24 protein-coding genes are annotated in these 21,757 nt (G+C 42.3%); 20 read left to right on the top strand and 4 right to left on the bottom strand.

Annotated elements, in window-relative coordinates; translation table 11 throughout:
- Positions 1 to 16 precede the first annotated feature (16 nt).
- The 8 genes from yqiS to N521_RS07700 all read left to right on the top strand — a co-directional run bounded on the left by yqiS (position 17) and on the right by N521_RS07700 (position 8,243).
- Positions 17 to 910: a phosphate butyryltransferase gene (yqiS, locus tag N521_RS07735; RefSeq protein WP_008342231.1), complete on the top strand. Its 894-nt coding sequence runs from the start codon at positions 17 to 19 to the stop codon at positions 908 to 910.
- 25 nt (positions 911 to 935) lie between these two features.
- Positions 936 to 2,030 carry a branched-chain amino acid dehydrogenase gene (gene bcd / locus N521_RS07730; protein WP_035390779.1) on the top strand — a complete coding sequence of 365 codons (1,095 nt, stop codon included), beginning with the start codon at positions 936 to 938 and terminating at the stop codon, positions 2,028 to 2,030.
- Positions 2,031 to 2,063: 33 nt separating this feature from the next.
- A complete protein-coding gene (gene buk, locus N521_RS07725; protein ID WP_017357958.1) occupies positions 2,064 to 3,185 on the top strand; it encodes a butyrate kinase in 1,122 nt (373 codons plus the stop codon).
- Positions 3,175 to 4,599 (top strand): dihydrolipoyl dehydrogenase, encoded by a 1,425-nt coding sequence (gene lpdA / locus N521_RS07720; RefSeq protein WP_035390778.1) that lies wholly within the window; start codon positions 3,175 to 3,177, stop codon positions 4,597 to 4,599. The genes buk and lpdA overlap by 11 nt, the downstream gene beginning before the upstream one ends.
- A 17-nt stretch (positions 4,600 to 4,616) precedes the next feature.
- Entirely contained in the window at positions 4,617 to 5,609 is a 993-nt protein-coding gene (locus N521_RS07715) for a thiamine pyrophosphate-dependent dehydrogenase E1 component subunit alpha (RefSeq protein ID WP_017357956.1), read from the top strand.
- 12 nt (positions 5,610 to 5,621) lie between these two features.
- Positions 5,622 to 6,605: an alpha-ketoacid dehydrogenase subunit beta gene (locus tag N521_RS07710; protein ID WP_007501148.1), complete on the top strand. Its 984-nt coding sequence runs from the start codon at positions 5,622 to 5,624 to the stop codon at positions 6,603 to 6,605.
- Between the two features lie 19 nt (positions 6,606 to 6,624).
- A complete protein-coding gene (locus N521_RS07705) occupies positions 6,625 to 7,881 on the top strand; it encodes a dihydrolipoamide acetyltransferase family protein (RefSeq protein ID WP_035390777.1) in 1,257 nt (418 codons plus the stop codon).
- A 68-nt stretch (positions 7,882 to 7,949) separates the two neighbouring features.
- Positions 7,950 to 8,243 carry a YesK family protein gene (locus N521_RS07700; RefSeq protein ID WP_008342236.1) on the top strand — a complete coding sequence of 98 codons (294 nt, stop codon included), beginning with the start codon at positions 7,950 to 7,952 and terminating at the stop codon, positions 8,241 to 8,243.
- Between the two features lie 14 nt (positions 8,244 to 8,257).
- Here the strand turns inward: N521_RS07700 and N521_RS07695 are convergent, their stop codons facing one another.
- The gene (locus N521_RS07695; RefSeq protein WP_008342237.1) at positions 8,258 to 9,151 is read right to left on the bottom strand and encodes a YegS/Rv2252/BmrU family lipid kinase; all 894 of its coding nucleotides are present in this window, start codon (positions 9,149 to 9,151) and stop codon (positions 8,258 to 8,260) included.
- Between the two features lie 167 nt (positions 9,152 to 9,318).
- Between N521_RS07695 and N521_RS07690 the strand changes: the two genes are divergently transcribed.
- The 6 genes from N521_RS07690 (at position 9,319) to N521_RS07665 (ending at position 13,840) form a co-directional block, all read left to right on the top strand.
- Positions 9,319 to 9,756, top strand: a complete 438-nt coding sequence (locus N521_RS07690; protein WP_007501138.1) for a BrxA/BrxB family bacilliredoxin — start codon at positions 9,319 to 9,321, stop codon at positions 9,754 to 9,756.
- A gap of 196 nt (positions 9,757 to 9,952) precedes the next feature.
- Positions 9,953 to 10,717 carry a transporter substrate-binding domain-containing protein gene (locus tag N521_RS07685; RefSeq protein ID WP_017357953.1) on the top strand — a complete coding sequence of 255 codons (765 nt, stop codon included), beginning with the start codon at positions 9,953 to 9,955 and terminating at the stop codon, positions 10,715 to 10,717.
- 127 nt (positions 10,718 to 10,844) lie between these two features.
- A complete protein-coding gene (locus tag N521_RS07680) occupies positions 10,845 to 11,498 on the top strand; it encodes an arginine ABC transporter permease ArtQ (protein ID WP_008342239.1) in 654 nt (217 codons plus the stop codon).
- Positions 11,491 to 12,213 (top strand): arginine ABC transporter ATP-binding protein ArtM, encoded by a 723-nt coding sequence (locus N521_RS07675; RefSeq protein ID WP_017357952.1) that lies wholly within the window; start codon positions 11,491 to 11,493, stop codon positions 12,211 to 12,213. The genes N521_RS07680 and N521_RS07675 overlap by 8 nt, the downstream gene beginning before the upstream one ends.
- A gap of 111 nt (positions 12,214 to 12,324) precedes the next feature.
- Positions 12,325 to 13,278: an aromatic acid exporter family protein gene (locus N521_RS07670; RefSeq protein ID WP_007501130.1), complete on the top strand. Its 954-nt coding sequence runs from the start codon at positions 12,325 to 12,327 to the stop codon at positions 13,276 to 13,278.
- A gap of 52 nt (positions 13,279 to 13,330) precedes the next feature.
- A complete protein-coding gene (locus tag N521_RS07665; protein ID WP_008342241.1) occupies positions 13,331 to 13,840 on the top strand; it encodes a L,D-transpeptidase in 510 nt (169 codons plus the stop codon).
- A 39-nt stretch (positions 13,841 to 13,879) separates the two neighbouring features.
- On the opposite strand, the gene prli42 is transcribed toward N521_RS07665, so the two are convergent.
- Positions 13,880 to 13,972, bottom strand: a complete 93-nt coding sequence (gene prli42 / locus N521_RS19560) for a stressosome-associated protein Prli42 (RefSeq protein WP_017357951.1) — start codon at positions 13,970 to 13,972, stop codon at positions 13,880 to 13,882.
- 101 nt (positions 13,973 to 14,073) lie between these two features.
- Between prli42 and mce the strand changes: the two genes are divergently transcribed.
- Genes mce through N521_RS07645 form a run of 4 tightly spaced genes read left to right on the top strand, consistent with a single transcriptional unit; the run spans position 14,074 to position 17,569 of the window.
- Entirely contained in the window at positions 14,074 to 14,496 is a 423-nt protein-coding gene (gene mce / locus N521_RS07660) for a methylmalonyl-CoA epimerase (protein ID WP_017367566.1), read from the top strand.
- The gene (locus tag N521_RS07655) at positions 14,489 to 15,952 is read left to right on the top strand and encodes an acyl-CoA carboxylase subunit beta (protein ID WP_017357949.1); all 1,464 of its coding nucleotides are present in this window, start codon (positions 14,489 to 14,491) and stop codon (positions 15,950 to 15,952) included. Before mce ends, N521_RS07655 begins: the two co-directional genes overlap by 8 nt.
- 16 nt (positions 15,953 to 15,968) lie before the next feature.
- Positions 15,969 to 17,090 (top strand): tripeptidase T, encoded by a 1,122-nt coding sequence (locus tag N521_RS07650; protein WP_035390776.1) that lies wholly within the window; start codon positions 15,969 to 15,971, stop codon positions 17,088 to 17,090.
- A gap of 14 nt (positions 17,091 to 17,104) precedes the next feature.
- A complete protein-coding gene (locus N521_RS07645; protein WP_008342245.1) occupies positions 17,105 to 17,569 on the top strand; it encodes a chemotaxis protein CheW in 465 nt (154 codons plus the stop codon).
- 126 nt (positions 17,570 to 17,695) lie between these two features.
- On the opposite strand, the gene N521_RS07640 is transcribed toward N521_RS07645, so the two are convergent.
- Complete coding sequence (locus N521_RS07640) at positions 17,696 to 18,514, bottom strand: membrane protein insertase YidC (protein ID WP_007501121.1); 819 nt, start codon at positions 18,512 to 18,514, stop codon at positions 17,696 to 17,698.
- Between the two features lie 25 nt (positions 18,515 to 18,539).
- Positions 18,540 to 18,821: a hypothetical protein gene (locus N521_RS07635; protein ID WP_008342247.1), complete on the bottom strand. Its 282-nt coding sequence runs from the start codon at positions 18,819 to 18,821 to the stop codon at positions 18,540 to 18,542.
- Between the two features lie 120 nt (positions 18,822 to 18,941).
- Here N521_RS07635 and N521_RS07630 point away from each other — a divergent pair, with 120 nt between their 5' ends.
- Both N521_RS07630 and gndA read left to right on the top strand, forming a co-directional pair.
- A complete protein-coding gene (locus N521_RS07630) occupies positions 18,942 to 20,198 on the top strand; it encodes a DNA polymerase IV (protein WP_007501120.1) in 1,257 nt (418 codons plus the stop codon).
- A gap of 98 nt (positions 20,199 to 20,296) precedes the next feature.
- Complete coding sequence (gndA, locus tag N521_RS07625; RefSeq protein WP_035390773.1) at positions 20,297 to 21,706, top strand: NADP-dependent phosphogluconate dehydrogenase; 1,410 nt, start codon at positions 20,297 to 20,299, stop codon at positions 21,704 to 21,706.
- Positions 21,707 to 21,757: the final 51 nt, after the last annotated feature.

Raw genomic sequence — 21,757 nt, 5'->3', positions numbered from 1 at the left:
GGAAAGGTGGGCAAGTATGAAGCTTGACGATCTGATTATTAAAGCCTCGCAGTTGCAGAATAAAACAGCGGCTGTGGCTCATGCAGAAGACGAAGAAGTGCTTCATGCCATCAAAATGGCAATCGAACGAAAAGTCGCTCGCTTCCTGCTGGTTGGAAACAAACGCAACCTAAAGGAGCTAGTCAAACAGCATGAGATCAATGAAGACTGGATAGATATTATTCATTCAGATTCACCCGAAGAATCTGCCAAAATTGCCGTTCAGGCAGTAAGTGAAAATCATGCAGATATTCTCATGAAGGGTCATGTCCCGACAGCCGTACTGTTAAAAGCTGTCCTAAATAAAGAGTATGGGCTTCGGACAGCGAGTGTCCTTTCACATGTTGCAGCTTTCGAAGTACCAGGCTTTGACCGTTTTATCTATGTAACGGACTCTGCGATGAACATTGCGCCTGATTTAAATATGCTGAAAGAAATTACGGTGAATTCCGTTCAAGTCGCACAAGCTGTCGGAAATGATATGCCCAAAGTGGCGGTATTATCAGCGGTAGAAGTCGTAAACCCAGCGATGGATTCGACGCTCACAGCTGCAAGCCTTGCGCAAATGAATCGAAGAGGTCAAATTTCTGGCTGTCTGATTGATGGGCCGCTTGCTTTAGATAATGCCATTTCTCAAACGGCAGCTTCTCATAAAAATATTACGAGTGATGTGGCTGGTCATGCAGATATTTTGCTTGTGCCAACCATTGAAGCAGGTAACATTCTTTATAAATCTCTCATCTACTTTGCTCATGCAAAAGTGGGAGCTGTGGTGGCAGGAGCGAAAGCACCGATTGCTTTAACAAGCCGGTCTGATTCAGCTGAAAGCAAGCTCTATTCAATTGCACTTGCCATCTGTACATCAAATTAAGTGAAAGTATTAGGAGGAATAGAAAATGGAACTTTTTAAATATATGGAACAATACGATTATGAACAGCTTGTATTTTGTCAGGATGAACAGTCTGGTTTAAAAGCCATCATTGCCATTCATGATACAACACTTGGGCCAGCACTCGGCGGAACAAGAATGTGGACATATGAAAATGAAGAAGCAGCGATCGAAGATGCCTTGCGTCTTGCAAGAGGTATGACTTATAAAAATGCGGCGGCAGGGCTTAACCTTGGCGGCGGTAAAACGGTCATCATTGGCGATCCGAGAAAAGACAAGAATGAAGAAATGTTCCGTGCTTTTGGCCGTTACATTCAAGGATTAAATGGCCGTTATATCACCGCTGAAGATGTCGGTACAACGGTAGAAGATATGGATCTTATCCATGAAGAAACAGACTTTGTCACAGGCATCTCTCCTGCATTTGGTTCTTCAGGAAACCCATCTCCAGTGACTGCTTACGGTGTATATAAAGGCATGAAAGCAGCTGCAAAAGCAGCATTCGGTACAGATTCATTAGAAGGAAAAACAATTGCTGTTCAAGGTGTTGGAAACGTGGCTTACAACCTATGTAAACACCTGCATGAAGAAGGCGCACAGCTTATCGTTACTGATATCAACAAAGACTCAGTTCAGCGAGCTGTAGAAGACTTCGGTGCAAAAGCGGTAGACCCTGATGATATTTATGATCAAGAATGTGATATTTACGCACCATGTGCACTCGGTGCAACCATTAACGATGTGACGATTCCTAAATTAAAGGCAAAAGTCATTGCAGGTGCAGCGAATAACCAGCTGAGAGAAACACATCATGGAGATCTTATTCATGAAATGGGCATTGTGTACGCACCGGATTATGTGATCAATGCAGGCGGTGTGATTAACGTTGCAGATGAGCTTTATGGCTATAATGCCGATCGTGCAATGAAAAAAGTAGAAGGCATTTACCAAAACATTGAGCGAGTGATTGAAATCTCTAACCGTGATGCCATTCCAACTTATAAAGCGGCAGACCGATTGGCTGAAGAGCGAATTGAAAGAATGCGCAAATCAAGAAGCCAATTCCTGCAAAATGGTCAACATATTTTAAGTCGTCGCTAAATGGATGAATGAGTTGAAACGGAGGTTTTGTTTTTGCTGACAAAAGAATGGCGTATACTCACGATTAATCCTGGCTCTACCTCAACAAAAATCGGTGTGTTTCATAATGAACGATCTATTTTTGAAACGACATTAAGACATACAGATGAGGAAATCAAGCAGTTTCCTCATATCATTGATCAATTTTCATTCCGTAAAGAAACCATTTTAAAAACACTGCATGAACAGGGGATGAACATCTCAAAGTTTGATGCAGTTTGCGCACGCGGTGGTCTGCTTCGCCCGATTGAAGGTGGCACATATGAAGTAAATGAGCAAATGGTTGAAGATCTAAAAGAAGGGTATGCTGGCCAGCACGCCTCTAATCTAGGCGGAATCATTGCCCGAGAAATTGCACTTGGTCTTAACATCCCAGCTTTTATTGTTGATCCCGTAGTCGTAGATGAACTACAGCCAATTGCTCGTATTTCAGGACTGCCAACAATTGAGCGGAAAAGCATTTTTCATGCGTTAAATCAAAAAGCAGTCGCAAGAAAAACGGCTGCTTCGTTTGGAAAACGTTATGAAGATTTGAACATGATCATTACCCATATGGGCGGCGGAATTACGATTGGTGTACATCAAAAAGGAAAAGTCATTGATGTGAATAACGGTCTTCATGGTGAGGGTCCTTTCAGCCCAGAGCGGGCAGGTACTCTCCCAACAGGTGACCTTGTTAATTTATGCTTTTCTGGTGAATATTCGCAAGAGGAAATGCTCAAACGCATTATTGGCGAAGGCGGTCTTGCGGGCTATCTTGGCACGACAGATGCAGTAAAAGTAGAGCGAATGATTGAAGCAGGCGATGAGCGTGCGGCGCTTATTTATGAAGCGATGTGCTATCAAATTGCCAAAGAAATTGGTGCGGCTAGTGCGGTCTTAAAAGGAGCTGTAGACGTCATTGTGTTAACAGGCGGCCTTGCCTACAGCAAACAAATTACGTCAAGCATTAGAGGATACATTGACTGGATTTCAGATGTTGTTGTGTACCCAGGTGAAAATGAATTGCAATCCTTAGCAGAAGGGGCGCTTCGCATTTTAAAAGAAGAAGAATCACCAAAAGAATACCCAAATGATCAAAAGGCGGAGAAAGGAGTGACAAGTCATGGCAACTGAATATGACCTCGTCATTCTTGGTGGAGGCACAGGCGGCTATGTAGCGGCCATTCGTGCCTCTCAACTTGGATTGAAAACAGCAGTCGTAGAAAAATCAAAGCTCGGTGGAACATGTCTTCATAAAGGCTGTATCCCATCTAAAGCGCTGCTTAGAAGTGCAGAAGTCTATCAAACGGTCAAACGTGCCGCTGATTTTGGCGTTGAAGCAAGCGGAATTGCCTTACAATTTGCAAGCGTACAAAAAAGAAAAACAGAGATTGTCGACAAATTAGCAGGCGGCGTCAAACATTTAATGAAACAAGGGAAAATTGATGTATACGAAGGAATAGGCCGTATCTTAGGCCCTTCGATTTTTTCGCCAATGCCAGGCACCATCTCGGTAGAAATGGCGAATGGCGATGAAAATGAAATGCTGATTCCTAAGCAGGTCATCATTGCGACTGGATCAAGACCGCGCGTCCTGCCCGGACTTGAAGCGGATGGAACACACATCCTTACATCAGACGAAGCACTTGAACTGCAAGAACTCCCTCAGTCCATGCTGATTGTCGGCGGAGGCGTGATTGGGATCGAATGGGCTTCCATGCTTAACGATTTTGGCGTAAAAGTCACAGTGATCGAATTTGCAGATCGCATTTTGCCAACAGAGGATCAAGATATTTCTAAAGAAATGGAAAAGCTTTTAACGAAAAAGGGCATCACCTTAGTGACAAATGCGAAGGTTCTGCCAGATACTGCAGAAAAGCATGAGAATCTGGTCAAGATCCAAGTGGAACAAGGTGGAGACACTCAGTCGTTTGAAGCAGAGAAACTGCTTCTTTCAGTTGGCCGAGTGCCAAACGTGGAAAGCATAGGTCTTGAAAACACGGACATCCAGACAGAAAATCATGGCATTGTCGTGAATGAGCATTACCAAACGAAAGAGTCGCATATTTACGCAATAGGTGATGTCATTGGCGGTCTTCAGCTGGCGCATGTCGCATCACATGAAGGCATGATTGCAGTAGAACATATGGCTGGTCAAGATCCAAAGCCGCTTGATGAAACGCTCGTGTCTAAATGTGTGTACTCTCACCCAGAAACCGCTAGCGTTGGACTGACTGAACAGGCGGCAAAAGAGCAAGGCTACGAAGTCAAGATTGGGAAGTTTCCCTTTATGGCCATCGGAAAAGCGCTTGTATTTGGAGAGTCTGATGGATTTGTCAAAATCATTGCTGACCAAAAGACAGATGATATCTTAGGGATTCATATGATTGGTCCTCATGTAACAGATATGATATCTGAAGCTGGATTAGCCAAAGTATTAGATGCAACTCCGTGGGAAGTGGGACAGACGATCCACCCGCATCCAACCTTGTCAGAGGCAATTGGCGAGGCAGCACTGGCTGTTGACGGAAAGGCGATCCATTTTTAATCAAGGAGGGAAACATGATGAGTAACATGCGTCATCAGGAATTAGGATTATCAGATGAACAAGCGATTGACATATATAGAACCATGCTTTTAGCAAGAAAAATTGATGAACGGATGTGGCTTTTAAACCGTTCTGGAAAAATTCCATTCGTCATCTCTTGTCAAGGACAGGAAGCGCAGCAAGTCGGTGCCGCTTTTGCCCTCAATAGGGAAGAGGATTACGTTTTACCTTATTACCGTGATATGGGGGTTGTCCTTGCATTCGGGATGACGGCGAAAGATTTAATGATGTCTGGTTTTGCGAAAAAAGACGATCCAAACTCAGGCGGGAGACAGATGCCAGGTCATTTTGGGCAAAGATCAAACCGAATTGTGACTGGATCATCGCCTGTGACAACACAGGTTCCTCATGCGGTTGGCATCGCACTTGCCGGGCGTCTAGAGCAAAAGAATTTTGTTAGCTTTGTCACGTTCGGTGAAGGCTCTTCAAACCAAGGAGACTTTCACGAAGGCGCCAACTTTGCTGCGGTGCATAAGCTGCCTGTTATTTTCATGTGTGAAAACAATAAGTATGCGATTTCTGTCCCGTATGACAAACAAGTGGCATGTGAGCGTATTTCAGATCGTGCAATAGGGTACGGAATGCCAGGTGTGACGGTTGATGGAAATGATCCGCTTGAAGTGTATGCAGCGGTCAAAGAAGCGAGAGACCGTGCGGCAAGAGGCGAAGGCCCAACATTGATCGAAACCATTTCTTACCGGTTAACTGCGCATTCAAGTGATGACGATGATTCTAGCTATCGAGAAAAAGAAGAAGTGCTCGAAGCTAGAAAGAAAGATCCGCTCATTCAATATGAAACGTACTTAATCGAAGGAAATGTCATGACTTCTGAAATGAAAGAAGACATGACCAAAGAAATCATGCAAATCGTAAACGAAGCCACTGATGAAGCGGAAAATGCAGCTTATGCCGATGCAGAAAGCGCACTTCGTTACGTGTATGCGGAGTAAGGGGGAAGAAAAATGCCTGTTATGTCATATATAGACGCTATTACACTAGCGATGAAAGAAGAAATGGAGCGAGATCCGAAAGTGTTTGTGCTCGGAGAGGATGTCGGGAAAAAAGGCGGCGTATTTAAAGCAACAGCGGGTCTTTACGAGCAATTTGGAGAAGCGCGCGTCATGGATACACCTCTTGCCGAATCAGCGATTGCAGGTGTAGGTATTGGGGCTGCTATGTATGGAATGCGTCCGATCGCAGAGATGCAATTTGCGGATTTTATTATGCCAGCCATCAACCAAATCATTTCAGAGGCTGCAAAAATTAGATATCGTTCCAATAATGATTGGAGCTGCCCAATGGTCATTCGTGCTCCTTACGGGGGCGGCGTACACGGGGCGCTTTATCATTCACAATCGGTCGAAGCCATTTTTGCCAATCAGCCAGGCTTAAAGATTGTGATGCCTTCTACACCTTATGATGTCAAAGGGTTGTTAAAAGCCGCAGTGCGTGATCCAGATCCTGTATTGTTCTTTGAACACAAACGTGCATACCGTCTCATTAAAGGAGAAGTGCCTGAAGAGGATTATACGCTCCCTATTGGAAAAGCGGATGTGAAACGAGAAGGCGATGACATTACGGTCATTACATATGGCCTTTGTGTTCATTTTGCCCTCCAAGCAGCAGAGCGCCTTGCGAAGGACGGAATTTCTGCTCATATTCTCGATTTACGTACAGTGTACCCGCTTGATCAAGAAGCGATTATTGAAGCGGCATCAAAAACAGGGAAAGTACTCTTGTTAACAGAAGATACAAAAGAAGGAAGCATCATGAGTGAAGTAGCGGCCATCATTTCAGAGCACTGCTTGTTTGATTTAGATGCGCCAATTAAACGTCTAGCAGGACCTGATATCCCTGCAATGCCTTATGCACCGACAATGGAGAAATTCTTCATGGTTAATCCGGATAAGGTAGAAGCTGAAATGAGAGAACTAGCGGCGTTTTAAGAAAGAGGAGGGTTTCAAAGTGGCAACTGAACAAATGAAAATGCCTCAGCTTGGTGAAAGTGTAACAGAAGGAACCATTAGCAAATGGCTCGTTTCACCTGGCGATCATGTGAATAAATACGATCCGATTGCGGAAGTCATGACAGATAAAGTAAATGCAGAAGTTCCGTCATCCTATACAGGAACAATCACTAAACTAGCGGCTGCAGAGGGTGATACACTTCAAGTAGGAGAAGTGTTTTGTGAAATTGAAGTAGAAGGCAGTGCGCAGCAGAGTGCGAAAACAGAAGAGGCGCCTGCGCAAGATGAAGCACCAGAACCTGACCAAACAAATGTGGATCAGAGTCAAAAGAAACGATACTCTCCGGCAGTCCTGCGTTTAGCAGATGAGCACGGAATTGATTTAGCGGCTGTTCATGGAACGGGAGCTGGCGGCAGAATCACAAGAAAAGATTTGCTGAAGCTTATCGAAAGTGGAGTCGCACAAGAAACGGCAGCACCTGTGAGTGAAGGTACGGGTCAAACAGAACCTGCAAAGCCGTCACAAGCAAAAGCAGCTCCTTCCATCCCTTCAATGCCTGGAGATGTTGAACTGCCGGTCACTCCGATTAGACAGGCGATTGCCGCAAACATGCTAAGAAGCAAGCATGAAATTCCACATGCCTGGACGATGATGGAAGTGGATGTGACAAACCTTGTGACAAGAAGAAATCAGCTAAAAGATCAATTCAAAGCAAAAGAAGGCTTTAATTTGACGTTCTTTGCGTTCTTTGTCAAAGCAGTGGCTCAGGCCTTAAAGGAATTCCCTGAAATGAACAGCATGTGGGCTGGTGATAAAATTGTTCAAAAGAAAGCGATCAATGTCTCCATTGCTGTTGCGACAGATGACGCTCTTTTTGTCCCAGTGATTAAAGATGCGGATGAGAAAACGATTAAGGGAATCGCCAAGGAAATTCATGAACTTGCTTTCAAGGTCAGACAAGGCAAACTGAAGCAAAGTGACATGGAAGGCGGCACTTTCACTGTGAACAACACAGGATCGTTTGGTTCGGTTCAATCAATGGGGATCATTAACTATCCGCAAGCAGCCATTTTACAAGTAGAATCTATTGTAAAGCGCCCGATGATTGTAAATGGTATGATTGCCGCAAGAGATATGGTGAATCTTTGTCTTTCATTAGATCATAGAGTACTCGATGGTCTTGTATGCGGTAGATTCCTGCAAAGAATTAAACAAATTCTTGAAGGCATTGACGAGCAGACGTCCGTCTATTAAGCTCATTTATATGTCCCCTTCTCACAATGAGAGGGGGATTTCCATATCAATCAGAAAGGAGCGATGAGATGTCTGGATTAGATTTCTTTGCTTTTCTTACGATTGGTCTGATGTTTATCACAGCCATTGCGTTCGCTTTTCTTCGGTATATTTCCAAATCACGCAATCATCCTGAACGCTTACTGCTCATCATATCGATCGTTTCAATCATTCAAATCGCCTATTGCTTGTTGATGATAGGTGGATTTAAAGGAGTCGCCAATAGTTTATTAGGCATTTCCCTTCTGATAGGTACACTGCTAGGGTATGCACTTGAATATTTATACAGACGTTATATCAAAAAAACGCCCGCATCGAAATGATGCAGGCGTTTTCTTTATTCTGCCGGAACAATAAAGGTCAAATGCTGTTTTAATACTTCAAGGGAAGAAGGAGCGGTCATGTATACTTCACCATCTGTATCTGCATCCATTTCCTCTTTAGTATGAATATGAATGCGGGATGCTTGTATAAGAGACAGGTCACCTTTAAAATCTTCTAGCTCTTCGCGGTTCATTGAAAAAATCTCTTTTAAAGCAGAGAAACTCGTATTTCTGCAAATTAAAATTTCGGCTTTTCCATCATCAATTGAAGCATTTGGCAGATCTATTTTATTTGTACCGATAAAGTGCCCATTCATGACAAGGACAATCACAGCTTCTTCTTCCCAGTTTTCCTCTTCCGTTTCAATGCGTACATAGAAAGGTTCTGTCTGCTGAAGGGTTCGAAGAGCGCTCGTGAAGTAACTGATTTTTCCGAGGACAGCTTTTTCTTTATCATTAATATTGTTTGAGGTATCTGCGATGAGACCAATCCCCCAAAAATTTAAAAGGTATCGATCATCTGCTTTGATTAAATCGACCTTTTTTTCAGTGCCATCTATCACCATTTGAGCGGCCTTTGGCATCTGCTGCGGGATGCCTAGCGTTCTAGAAAAGTCATTGCACGTCCCGCCAGGTAAAATCGCTACAGCTGGCCTTTTTTCTAAACCGCCAATTCCATTCATACATTCATGGACGGTTCCGTCTCCGCCTAGTATAATCAACAATTCAATCGACTCATCCATCTCGCGGCAGAAATGATAGGCATCATTCGGCTGTTTTGTAGGCTTAAGGATGAGTTCATCAATATGTAAAGAAAGAAGAGGCACTGTTTGACCTAGTGTTTTTTCCATGTTTTTTTGTCCAGCATTTCCGTTATAAATGAGTATCGCTTTTTTGAATTGTGCCATCACGCAGTTCTCCCTTTCATCACTTTATTATCATTTTTCCCCAATTCCACAGGTCATAAACGACGTTTGAAAAAAGTGAAGGGGACGAAACAAGACATTTGCCCGCCGGCGTTTTCCTTGATATGATGTAGTTAAAATGGTTTGGTACGTAGAAGGAGTGGACGGTTATGAATATTGATTTTAATTTATTTATGAATGATATCGTGAAACAAGCACGAGAAGAAATTAAACAGGCAGGCTATACGGAGCTGACAACAGCTGAAGAAGTTGATGAAGCGCTAACGAAAAAAGGAACGACACTTGTTATGGTGAATTCAGTGTGCGGCTGTGCAGGCGGTATTGCAAGACCAGCGGCTGGTTATTCTGTTCATTACGATAAGCGTCCAGATCAATTGCTCACAGTGTTTGCTGGACAGGACAAAGAAGCAACCGCAAGAGCACGTGAATACTTTGAAGGCTTCCCGCCATCTTCACCATCATTTGCTCTATTAAAAGACGGGAAGATCATTAAAATGGTCGAACGTCACGAAATCGAAGGACATGAACCGATGGAAGTGGTGTCAAAACTTCAAGCCGCTTTCGATGAGTATTGCGAAGAAGTGTAACATGTTACTTTTGAATGAATCATTTAGAGGCAGTCCGGTCTTTTGATCGGTCTGTTTTTTTGTTTTATATGACATACGAATCAAAATAATTTTAGCAAAATACTATTGCATATCAAAAAGAAAGTGTTTAAAATACATTATAGTGAATAAATATTCAAATCTACTCATGATTTTAAATACTAGGAGGCATTATCATATGAAAAAGTGGTTATTATTACTTATGACAGCTGGTCTTGCAGCTGCATTAGCAGCATGCGGAACTTCTTCTAATAATTCAAACGCATCAGGAGACGACAAAACACTCATTATGGCGACTTCAGCAGATTATCCGCCATTTGAATCAAAAGATGGTGATAAAATTATCGGTTTTGATGTCGACCTTGCTACAGCTCTAGCGAAAAAGAACGGCTACAAGCTAGAAATTCAAGATATGGACTTTGCAAGCCTCGTGTCAGCTCTTAAAACAAATAAAGCTGATATTGTGCTTGCAGGTATGACACCTACTGAAAAGCGTAAAAAACAAGTTGATTTCTCAGATGTTTACTACAATGCTGAAAACTTGGTTGTATCAAAAAAATCTAGCGGTATGAAAACAGAGAAAGATTTAAAAGACAAAACGGTTGGCGTTCAATTAGGTTCTATCCAGCAAGATGAAGCAAATGGATTGCAAAAGAAATATAACTTAACGGTCGAAGATCGTAATAAAATCTCTGATATCATTCAAGAAATTAAGGCAGGCCGTTTTGATGCAGCCATTATTGAAGATAAAGTAGCGGCTGGCTACTTGAAAAAGGAAAAAGATTTCCAAGCGTTTGGATTGAATAGCTCAAACGAAGGTTCAGCCATTGCATTCAAAAAAAATAGCGACTTAACAGCGAAATTCAATAAATCATTAAAAGAAATGAAGGATAATGGCGAACTTGATAAACTCATTAAAAAATGGTTTGCTGATGAAAAGTAAGTCAGGAAAAGGATCAGCGTCATTCATGAAAATCAAGTAGAAAGCGCTGAAAAGTTCAACATGTGTTGAACTTTTTTCCTGTTTTATTCTTTGATTTTATCTGAAGGAAAAAAAGGAGAATATCATGATGGATTTTAAAGATGTCATACCTCAGATGCCCTTTATTTTAGAAGGTCTTAAAGTAACGCTTTCTATTGTTGTGGTATCACTGTTCCTTGGTTTTATTTTAGGAATCTTATTAACGCTCTGTAAAATTAGTGTATTTAAGCCGCTTATCTGGCTAGCAGATTTTTATACGTCAATCTTCCGAGGCACACCGCTTGTGCTTCAGCTTTTGATTATTTATTTTGGTCTTCCCCAGCTGCTCGGCTTTCAAATTGATCAATACTGGGCAGCTGTAGCAGCATTTTCACTAAACTCGGCGGCGTACGTTTCTGAGATCATTCGTGCAGGAATCAATGCCATTGATAAAGGGCAAAAAGAAGCGGCCGTTGCTTTAGGTATCCCGTATGCTAAAATGATGAAGGACTTATTGCTTCCGCAAGCATTCAAAAATATTTCACCAGCACTTGTGAACGAAACGATTACACTGACAAAAGAATCAGCGATTGTCACAGTCATTGGACTGGGCGATGTCATGAGACGAGCTTATCAAGCAGGTGCCGTCACCTATAACTATCTTGAACCGCTTATTTTTGCGGGTCTCATCTATTATGTCATCGTGCTTATTCTTACCTTCGTCGGCAAATCGGTGGAAAGGAAGTTAAAATCAAATGATTAAAATAGAGAAACTCACAAAATCTTTCGGTAAAAATGAAGTGTTGAAAGGGATTGATACCACGATTAAAGAAGGCGAAGTGGTAGCTGTCATCGGGCCTTCTGGTTCAGGAAAATCAACATTTCTTCGCTGTATTAACTTACTTGAAAAACCGACTTCTGGAGTGATTACGATTCAGGGGACGGAAATTACCAATCCAAAAACAAATGCATTAAAAGTGCGCGAGAATATTGGTATGGTATTTCAGCATTTTCACTTATTCCCGCACAAAACAGTGCTAGAAAATATTACGTATGCGCCAATGAATGTAAAGAACCAATCGAAGGAAGACAGCATCAAGCAGGCAGAGGAGCTTTTAAAAAAGGTTGGACTTTTAGAGAAAAAAGATGATTATCCGAACCGGCTGTCAGGTGGTCAAAAGCAGCGTGTCGCCATTGCACGTGCCCTTGCGATGACACCAGACATCATGCTTTTTGACGAGCCGACGTCTGCTCTTGATCCAGAAATGGTAAAGGAAGTATTAGAGGTCATGAAAGAGCTCGCTCAATCTGGGATGACGCTGATGATCGTCACACATGAAATGGGCTTTGCAAAAGAAGTGGCAGACCGTGTGATCTTTATGGATGATGGGAAAATTGTAGAGGATGCCAATCCTGTAGAATTCTTTGAATCTCCGTCTTCACAGCGTGCTCAAGATTTCTTACAAAAAATATTATAATGAAAAAAACGAGGAGGAGACTTAACATCTCCTTCTTTTTTTGATTATAATGGGGAAAGTAAAAAAAGTTCATCATTTCACAAAAGTAGACAGAAAAGAGTGAATCACATCATGTTTAAAATCGGCTACCGAACGCTGAAAACAGCATTAGGAACAGCTCTAGCCATTTACATTGCACAAATGCTCGGTCTGCAAAACTATTCAGCTGCCGGCATTATTACGATTCTTTGTATTCAGGTGACGAAAAAAAGGTCACTCCTCGCATCTGGGGCCCGCTTTGCCGCATGCAGTCTTGCCATCTTATTTTCTTATTTATTTTTTGATCTGATTGGGTATCATCCTTTTGTCATTGGACTGATGCTGCTCGTCTTTATTCCAACAACGGTCTTGCTTCGGATTAAAGAAGGGATTGTCACAAGTTCAGTGATTATCCTTCATTTGTATATGTCTGGAGGCATTACGCTTCATCTCATCTGGAATGAGCTTTTACTCATCACCATTGGTGTAGGGGTCGCACTCATTATGAACCTGTATATGCCTAGCGTTGATAAAAAGCTGAAACAATACAGTGAACAAATTGAAGCGAATTTTGCGAAAATCTTTGAAGAAATCGAGCAATATTTAATGACCGGAAAACAAGACTGGACAGGAAAAGAAATTCCAGAGACGCATCAATTGATTAAAGAAGCGAAGGCTCTTGCATACCGTGATGTTGAAAACCATGTCTTAAGACATGAAAATCTGTATTATCATTATTTCAACATGAGACAAAAGCAATTTGAAATCATTGAGCGTGTGCTTCCGAAAATTACGTCCATTTCTGTTACAACGGAGCATGGGCAAATCATTGCAGAATATATTAGAGATTTACGAGAACATATTCACCCAGGGAACACGGCGCATAAGTTCTTAAGACGCCTGATTGATATGAAAGAAGAGTTTGATGCACTGCCGCTTCCGCAAACACGTGAAGAATTTGAAGCTAGAGCCGCACTCTTTCATTTTCTCGGGGAAATGGAACAATATTTGGTGCTGAAAAGTTATTTTAAAGGGATGAAAGAATAAAGACGCATGAGTTCCTCCTTCATTGGTCAATCTAATGAAAAAGGAGGAGCCTATGCGTCTTTTATTTTATACTGTGCTGACCATGTCCCTTTCACCCATCTGGCCGCTTGGGCAAAACCCGCTTCCAGGAGACCCGTATGTCATTATTAATAAACAAACAAACGAGCTTGCGTATATTGATCATGGGAAAATTCAAAAAGTCTACCCGGCTTCTACTGGCAAAACAGCTGATTTAACGCCAGAAGGTGAATTTACGATTATGATCAAAGCGAAAGATCCTTATTACAGAAGAAAAAATATTGAAGGCGGCGCGAAGAATAACCCACTCGGCCGAAGGTGGATTGGATTTGATGCGCGAGGAACCGACGGGAGAACCTATGGCATTCATGGAACAAGTGATGAGACATCGATAGGGAAATTTATTACGGCGGGCTGTGTACGTCTTCATAATCAAGATGTAGAACGGCTATTTGATCAGCTTCCAGTTGGTACAAAGGTATGGATCACGACATCAAGCGATGCATTTGAAAAACTGGCCAAAGACAAACAGGCCATTCGTTAAAAAACGAATCACCTGCTTGTCTGCTTTTTTATCAACACTTTATAAAAAGGCTGCCGCTCCTGCTAAAAGTGAAGAAATTAACAGTAAGCTAATCATGAGCAATACCATAAATTTCATGAATTTCTGAGACATATCGCACCCCTATAATCAAATGTTTTTGCGACGAGCGCACCTTTCTTTATTCTAGCTCGTTTTTACGCAGGCGACAAGTGATGTACAAAGGAAGTGAACGGATGAATCAAATCGATCATATAGCCATTGCCGTTTTTTCAATTCAAAAAACAGCACGTACGTTCTCCAGGCTGTTTAACTGGGAATTTTCAGACATAGAAGTACTTCCAAATCAAGGGGTCAAAGTATCTTTTGCTTCCCTAGGTGATCTGCACATTGAGTTGATTGAACCGATATCAAATCACAGCACATTACATACCTTCTTAACAAAAAGAGGAGAGGGGCTTCATCATATTGCATTAAAGTCAGGTGACATTCAGGCTGATCTCAGTCAACTTGACGAGCTCGGCATGCAGCTCATTCAAAAGGACGCACAAAATGGTGCGAACGGAAAGCGCATCGCGTTTATTTCACCAAAAGAAACGTCAGGTGTGCTATTTGAATTGTGTGCGCCATTGAAAGGAGAGAAACAGGAAGATGCATGAATCGTTCAATGACTTGTCTGAATGGCGCGAGAAAGCTTTAAGGGGTGGCGGTGAAAAACGAGCAGCGGCTCACCGAAACAAAGGAAAGCTGACTGTTCGTCAGCGGCTTCATGAACTTCTTGATGAAGGCAGCTTTATGGAAATCCAGTCATTTGCTAAAGGCTCCCGCTCAGAGCATTTAGGGGATGGCGTTGTCACTGGGACGGGACTGATTCATGGGAAACAAGTAGGCGTTTATGCACAAGATGCGACCGTGTACGGGGGTTCACTAGGGGACATGCATGCGAAAAAAATAGCGGCTTTAATGGATTTGGCGGCTAAAAATCAAATGCCTGTTATCGGTCTAAAAGACTCAGGTGGTGCGAGAATTCAAGAGGGTGTGGTATCATTAGAGGGATACGGTCAGATTTTTAAACGGAATGTGCTGTACTCTGGTCAAATTCCGCAAATATCCGTTATTTTAGGCTCCTGTGCGGGAGGTGCAGTTTATTCACCTGCATTGACGGATTTTGTATTCATGACGGAGCAAACAGCTCATATGTTTTTAACTGGTCCGAAAGTGATAGAAAAAGCAACAGGAGAGACGGTCTGTCCTGACCGGCTTGGAGGTGCAGCAGTTCAGCATCAAACAAGCGGGAATGTGCACTATACAGGGAAAGATGAGAGAGACGTGTTAAAAGCAGTTCGAACGCTTTTAACGTACATACCAACGAAACGACGGCCTGTCATTCATCGTAAGGTGCAAAAGCATGATGCGAGCGATCTTGGGAACATCTTGCCAAAGGAGCCATCACGCACTTATGATGTCAAACAAGTGGTGACAGCGATCACCGACCACGGCTCATTTTTTGAAACGCAGCGTTGTTTCTCCAAAAATATCGTCACAGGTTTTGCCAGATTACAAGGGTCTTCCATTGGTCTTGTAGCCAATCAGCCTAAGGTGCTGGCAGGAAGCCTTGACCTCGATGCTGCTGATAAAGCGGCTCGGTTTATTCGATTTTGCGATGCATTTCACATTCCCATTTTAACCCTTGTGGACGTTCCTGGTTTTTTGCCAGGTGAGAAAGCTGAGCATGCAGGCATTATCCGCCACGGCGCAAAGCTTCTGTATGCGTATGCTGAGGCGACTGTTCCAAAAATCACTGTGATTTTGAGAAAGGCGTTTGGCGGCGCATACGTTGCGATGAATAGTAAGGGATTAGGTGCTGACTTTGTATATGCATGGCCAGAGGCAGAAATTGATGTCATGGGAAAATCGTTTGCAGACGAAATTGTTCATCCTGCTTTGCGTGAGGTGGACAATGAACCTAGTGTCATCAAGGCAGCACAATTAGGATTAATCGACGATATTTTAATGCCAGATGAAACGAGAGAGCGGCTCATTCGCTCATTTGACCTGCTTCGCAGTAAGGAAGAAGATAGACCGTTAAAAAAGCATGGAAACATGCCGCTATAAGAGGAGGAACATCATCATGATCAATGAGAAACGCTTATTAGACGAATTTTTAGAACTTGTTCAAATCGATTCAGAAACGAAACATGAAGAAAAAATTGTTGAAGTCCTAAAAGAGAAATTTACTGGTTTAGGGCTTAATGTAGTTGAAGATGATTCAAAAGAGACAACCGGCCACGGAGCAGGCAACCTTATTTGCACACTTGAAGGGAATCAAGAGGCAGATACGATTTATTTTACTTCTCATATGGATACAGTTGTACCAGGTAATGGTGTTAAGCCAGTCATTGAAGACGGCTATGTCAAGACAGATGGCACAACCATTCTTGGTGCTGACGATAAAACAGGGCTTGCTGCAATGTTTGAAGCGATCCGTGTCCTAAAAGAGAAAAATGTACCGCATGGCAAGATTGAATTTGTCATTACAGCTGGTGAAGAATCAGGACTTGTAGGAGCAAAAGCGTTAGATCCGAAACTGATGACAGCAAAATATGGTTATGCGCTTGATTCAGATGGCAAGGTCGGTACCATCATCGTGGCTGCGCCAACACAGGCGAAAGTACGTGCAACCATTTACGGAAAAACAGCTCACGCAGGTGTGGCACCAGAAAAAGGCGTTTCTGCGATTACGATTGCATCAAAAGCGATCGCCAGCATGCCGCTTGGCCGTATTGATGAAGAAACAACGGCGAATATCGGCCGTTTTGAAGGTGGAACACAAACGAATATTGTCTGTGATCAAGTGGATATTCTGGCAGAGGCGCGTTCTTTAGAACCGGCAAAAATGGAAGCACAAGTAGCAAAAATGAAAGAAGCCTTTGAAAAAACCGCTAAAGAAATGGGCGGAAGTGCCGATGTACAAATTGACATCATGTATCCAGGCTTTAAATTCTCACACGGCGATCAAGTCGTTGAAGTGGCGAAAAAAGCGGCTGCGAAAATTGGCCGCCCTTCAGAACTACAGACAAGCGGGGGAGGCAGTGATGCAAACGTCATTGCTGGAAATGGCATCCCAACTGTCAACCTAGCTGTTGGATATGAAGATATTCATACGAAAAATGAGAAAATGCCGATTGAAGAATTAGTCAAGACAGCTGAAATGGTTCTCGCCATTATCGAAGAAACGACAAATCCATCGTAAAGGCAGGAGACTCTGTGAGCACGCAAAAGATCATTATTTTCCAAGTGGGACAAGAGGATTTTGGTATCAGCGTAGAGCATATACGCTCGATTGAGAAGGTCCCTTATTTACAAGAAGTATCGAACCTTCCAAAAGAGATTAAAGGACTCATGTCGTTAAGAGGAGAGGTCATTCCAGTCAGTGACACAGGTGTCATGCTGCACGGAAAACCTCTGGATGTAACCGAACAGTCTAAGGTTCTACTATTTGAATTAAACGATCAAATGATTGGCTGCCTTGTTTCTGATGCAAAAGATATCATTGATATCGAGCTAAGTGAGATCAAGCCATTTCATATGAACACAAAAGCATCTGAATATTTCTTCGGCGTCGTTGAGAGAGAGAACAAGATGATTTTACAAGTGGACCCTAATAAGTTTCTAGGGAAAATTGAGGATCTTGATCAATTGCCTGAGCGATTGAAAGAGGAATTGGCATAAACAAAGGCCCCTTATCCATGGATAAGGGGTCATTTTGCGTGCCGGAGCTCACGAATCTTTTATTTGTTGCGCTCTACAGAAGACAAATATAGCCCCCTTATCATGTTTAGGTAAGGGGGCTATAATTTATTCAGCTGCTGGGTTAATTGAATCGTTTGCCGCAGCTTTTGTTTTTGATTTTTGGTACATCACATTTAAAATAATCGTTTGAATGGTGAGTAAAAGTCCACTTGTCATCCAATATAAAGGAAGAGCAGCGGGAGCATTAATTGATAGAAACAGCATCATGACTGGGAAAATCATGCCCATGATTTTTGCTTGTTTCAGTGCAGCTTCTGTTTGGGTGCCTGATTGCTTTGCGAATTTTTGTGTGACATAAAATTGCAAGAAATACATGGCCCCTGCAAAGATTGCCACCAAAAGATCAGTTTGTCCTAAGTTAAACCATAAGAACGAATGCGTTGCGATCTCAGGTGTTGAGCGAATTGCCGAGTAAAAGCCAAGAACAATTGGGATTTGAATCAGCATCGGCAGACAGCCCATTGCCAGCGGGTTCACATTGTTGTCTTTATATACTTTCATCATTTCCATTTGCAGTTCTTTTTGTTTTTCAGGTTCTTTCGTTTTTTTCAATTTGCTTTGTATTTGGTCAATCTGAGGTTTAACGAGTGCCATTTTCTCTTGCATCACTCTCTGCTTTTTAAATTGGTTTGCAAAAAGCGGGAAAATAAGCAGCCGGACAATCAATGTCACGAACATAATGGATAAACCGTAGTCATCATGGAAAAAGTTCGCAAGCCAGATAATCAACTCAGAAAAAGGCTGAACAAAATAATGATGGAAAAACCCATCAGAGCTTGTATTTGTTTGCGCACTCGCAGCAAATGCCGGTGACGCTACCATCATCAAAAATAAAGTCGTACAAATAGTCAATAAACGTTTCAATTCGTTTCCTCCTCAATAATAAAATCTAATAAGAGAGAGGAAGCGAATGGTCTTCATCATCATTTGATGATCTTTTCATTCGAATGACTTTACTAATCCAAGTTGTAATGCGATCATATATGATAAACAGAAAGTCTGTTCGATTCAAACAAGATGCGTCCAACTCTTCTAAACGATGTCCTCCGAGGTGCTCGTTCATTCGGCAGTCTTTTAATAAGAAAGCAATACCGATGGCGGTCAGCGCTGGAAGAATAATCGTAAAGAATTCAACAAGGAAAAAGACTTCATTGAATGTATCAATAATCATGATTATCACATCCATTTCATTACTCACAGTGTACTATACACCATATGAAATGTCTAATGGAACAAACAGGTGAAATCACGGTGAAGTGAAGGAAAGTAGATCACCTAAGGAGGCAAGCAAATGGCTGATTCTCAAAAGAAGGGGCGAATCATTTTTCATATTGATATGAATAGTTTTTATGCATCGGTAGAAATGGCGTATGATCCTTCTTTGAGAGGGAAACCTTTAGCCATTAGCGGAAATGCAAAAGAGCGCAAAGGCATAGTTGTAACCTGCAGCTACGAGGCAAGAGCACTCGGGGTGAAGCCGCCGATGCCACTTTGGGAAGCGAAGCGGCTATGTCCGGGACTGATTGTGCGTACACCCAACTTCGACCGGTACCGCAGCTCCTCACAAGAAATGTTTACCATACTAAGAGAATATAGTGACTTAGTTGAACCCGTTTCAATTGATGAAGGCTATATTGATTTAACCGATACACCTTATGCTGAGCATGCCGTGAAAACCGCTCATGATATTCAAACGAGGCTCGTAGAAGAGCTCATGCTTCCATCGAGTATTGGCATTGCACCGAATAAATTTCTAGCGAAGATGGCGTCTAATTGGAAAAAGCCAATGGGCATTACCATTTTGCGTAAACGAGATGTCCCGACAATGCTCTGGCCGCTCCCTGCAGGTGACATGCATGGGGTTGGACAGAAAACGGCAGATAAGCTGAAAACCATCGGAATTCATACAATTGAAGATTTAGCAAAAGCGAATGAATATGCGCTGAAAGAGTTATTAGGCATCAATGGACCGAGGTTAAAGCAAAAGGCAAACGGAGAGCATGACGGCATTGTCGATCCAGAAAGAATATACGAATTTAAATCTGTCGGCAATTCTTCCACTCTTCCTCACGATTCTGATGATACAGATGAACTCGTCTCATTAATAGAGAAACTGTCGCAATCGGTGAGTGCCAGATTACGAAGAAAAGAAGTGATGGCGAACCGGCTGCTCATTATGATTCGGTATGCAAGCTGGAAAAATATCACACGGAGCGTCACACTCACGAATCCAACTGATCGAAAGGAAGATCTATTTGAGGCGGCAAAGCAGCTATTCCTAAAGCATTGGAATGACCAGCCAGTAAGACTTTTAGGTGTGACGGGGACCGATCTTGTGGAACGAAAATCAGCCGTCAAGCAGCTTGATTTATTCTCTTATACAGAAGATGCAAAAGACGAACCGCTCCAATCTCTTTTAGACGGACTGAAAGAAAAATACGGTAAACCACTCATCCAAAGAGGAGTAACCATTAAGGAAAAAGAGAGCAAAACAAGTGGTACAAGTTTTAATAAAGACTTTTTTCAGGACGAAAGAGGAAATGACTAGCCTGAAAACTTGATAAAAGAGGTGATGTTGTGGTAATTTCAAAGGGTACATCATTTCAGCAGTAATCAATATAGTGTGTTAGAAGGGACGTCAGAATTATGTCAAAACAACAAATCGGTGTCGTTGGACTAGCCGTTATGGGGAAAAACCTTGCCCTAAATATTGAAAGCCGCGGTTTCTCCGTGTCCGTTTATAACAGATCTAGCAGCAAAACAGAAGAGTTTCTTCAAGAATCACAAGGGAAAAACGTTGTAGGCACATACAGCATTGAAGAATTTGTTCAATCGCTTGAAACGCCGCGTAAAATTCTTTTAATGGTAAAAGCGGGTGCAGCAACAGATGCAACCATTCAATCATTATTGCCTCACCTAGAGAAAGGTGACATTTTAATTGATGGTGGAAATACATATTACAAGGATACACAAAGACGTAACCAAGAGCTTGCGGAAAGTGGTATTCACTTCATTGGTACAGGTGTTTCTGGCGGTGAAGAAGGCGCACTTAAAGGTCCTTCTATCATGCCTGGCGGTCAAAAAGAAGCGCACGAGCTAGTGAAACCAATTTTAGAAGCCATCTCTGCGAAAGTAGATGGTGAGCCTTGTACAACGTATATCGGTCCAGATGGAGCAGGACATTATGTCAAAATGGTTCATAACGGTATCGAGTACGGAGACATGCAATTGATCTCTGAATCATACTTTATCTTGAAGCATGTGGCAGGATTGTCAGCAGAGGAGCTTCATGAAGTATTCTCAGAGTGGAATAAAGGCGAGCTTGACAGCTATTTAATTGAAATTACAGCTGACATTTTCACAAAAGTGGATGAAGAAACAAATCAGCCGCTTGTGGATGTGATCTTAGATAAAGCTGGACAAAAAGGAACTGGGAAATGGACGAGCCAAAGCTCTCTTGATCTAGGTGTTCCGCTTCCAATCATTACTGAATCTGTTTTCGCGCGTTACATTTCAGCAATGAAAGATGAGCGTGTTGAAGCAAGTCAATTAATTGAAGGTCCTAAGCCAGCGCAATCAGCAGAGAATAAACAAGAGCTGATCGAAGCGGTTAGAAAAGCCCTATTCATGAGTAAAATCTGCTCATATGCACAAGGTTTTGCGCAAATGAAAGCAGCGTCTGATGAGTATAACTGGGATTTGAAATACGGTGAAATTGCGATGATCTTCCGCGGTGGATGTATCATTCGTGCAGCCTTCCTGCAGCAAATCAAAGAAGCATATGACCGTAACCCTGAATTGAAAAACCTATTGCTTGATCCTTACTTTAAGGATATCGTAGAAAGCTATCAATCATCACTTCGTAAAGTGATTTCACTTGCAGTAGAACAAGGTGTTCCTGTTCCTTCATTCTCAAGTGCACTAGCTTACTTTGATAGCTATCGTACAGCTGTCCTTCCAGCTAACTTAATTCAAGCACAGCGTGACTACTTCGGCGCACATACGTATGAGCGCACAGATAAAGAAGGCATCTTCCATACTGAATGGATGAAATAAGTATAAAACCTCAAAAGACCTTACCTTTGGTAAGGTCTTTTTTGTGTTTAC

Origin of the sequence: Bacillus sp. UNC125MFCrub1.1 (assembly GCF_000701305.1) — a bacterium.
GTDB classification, from domain to species: Bacteria; Bacillota; Bacilli; order Bacillales; family Bacillaceae; genus Bacillus; species Bacillus altitudinis.
The sequence above is the reverse complement of the archived record's forward strand: the minus strand, read 5'-3'. Positions and strand labels throughout refer to the sequence as shown.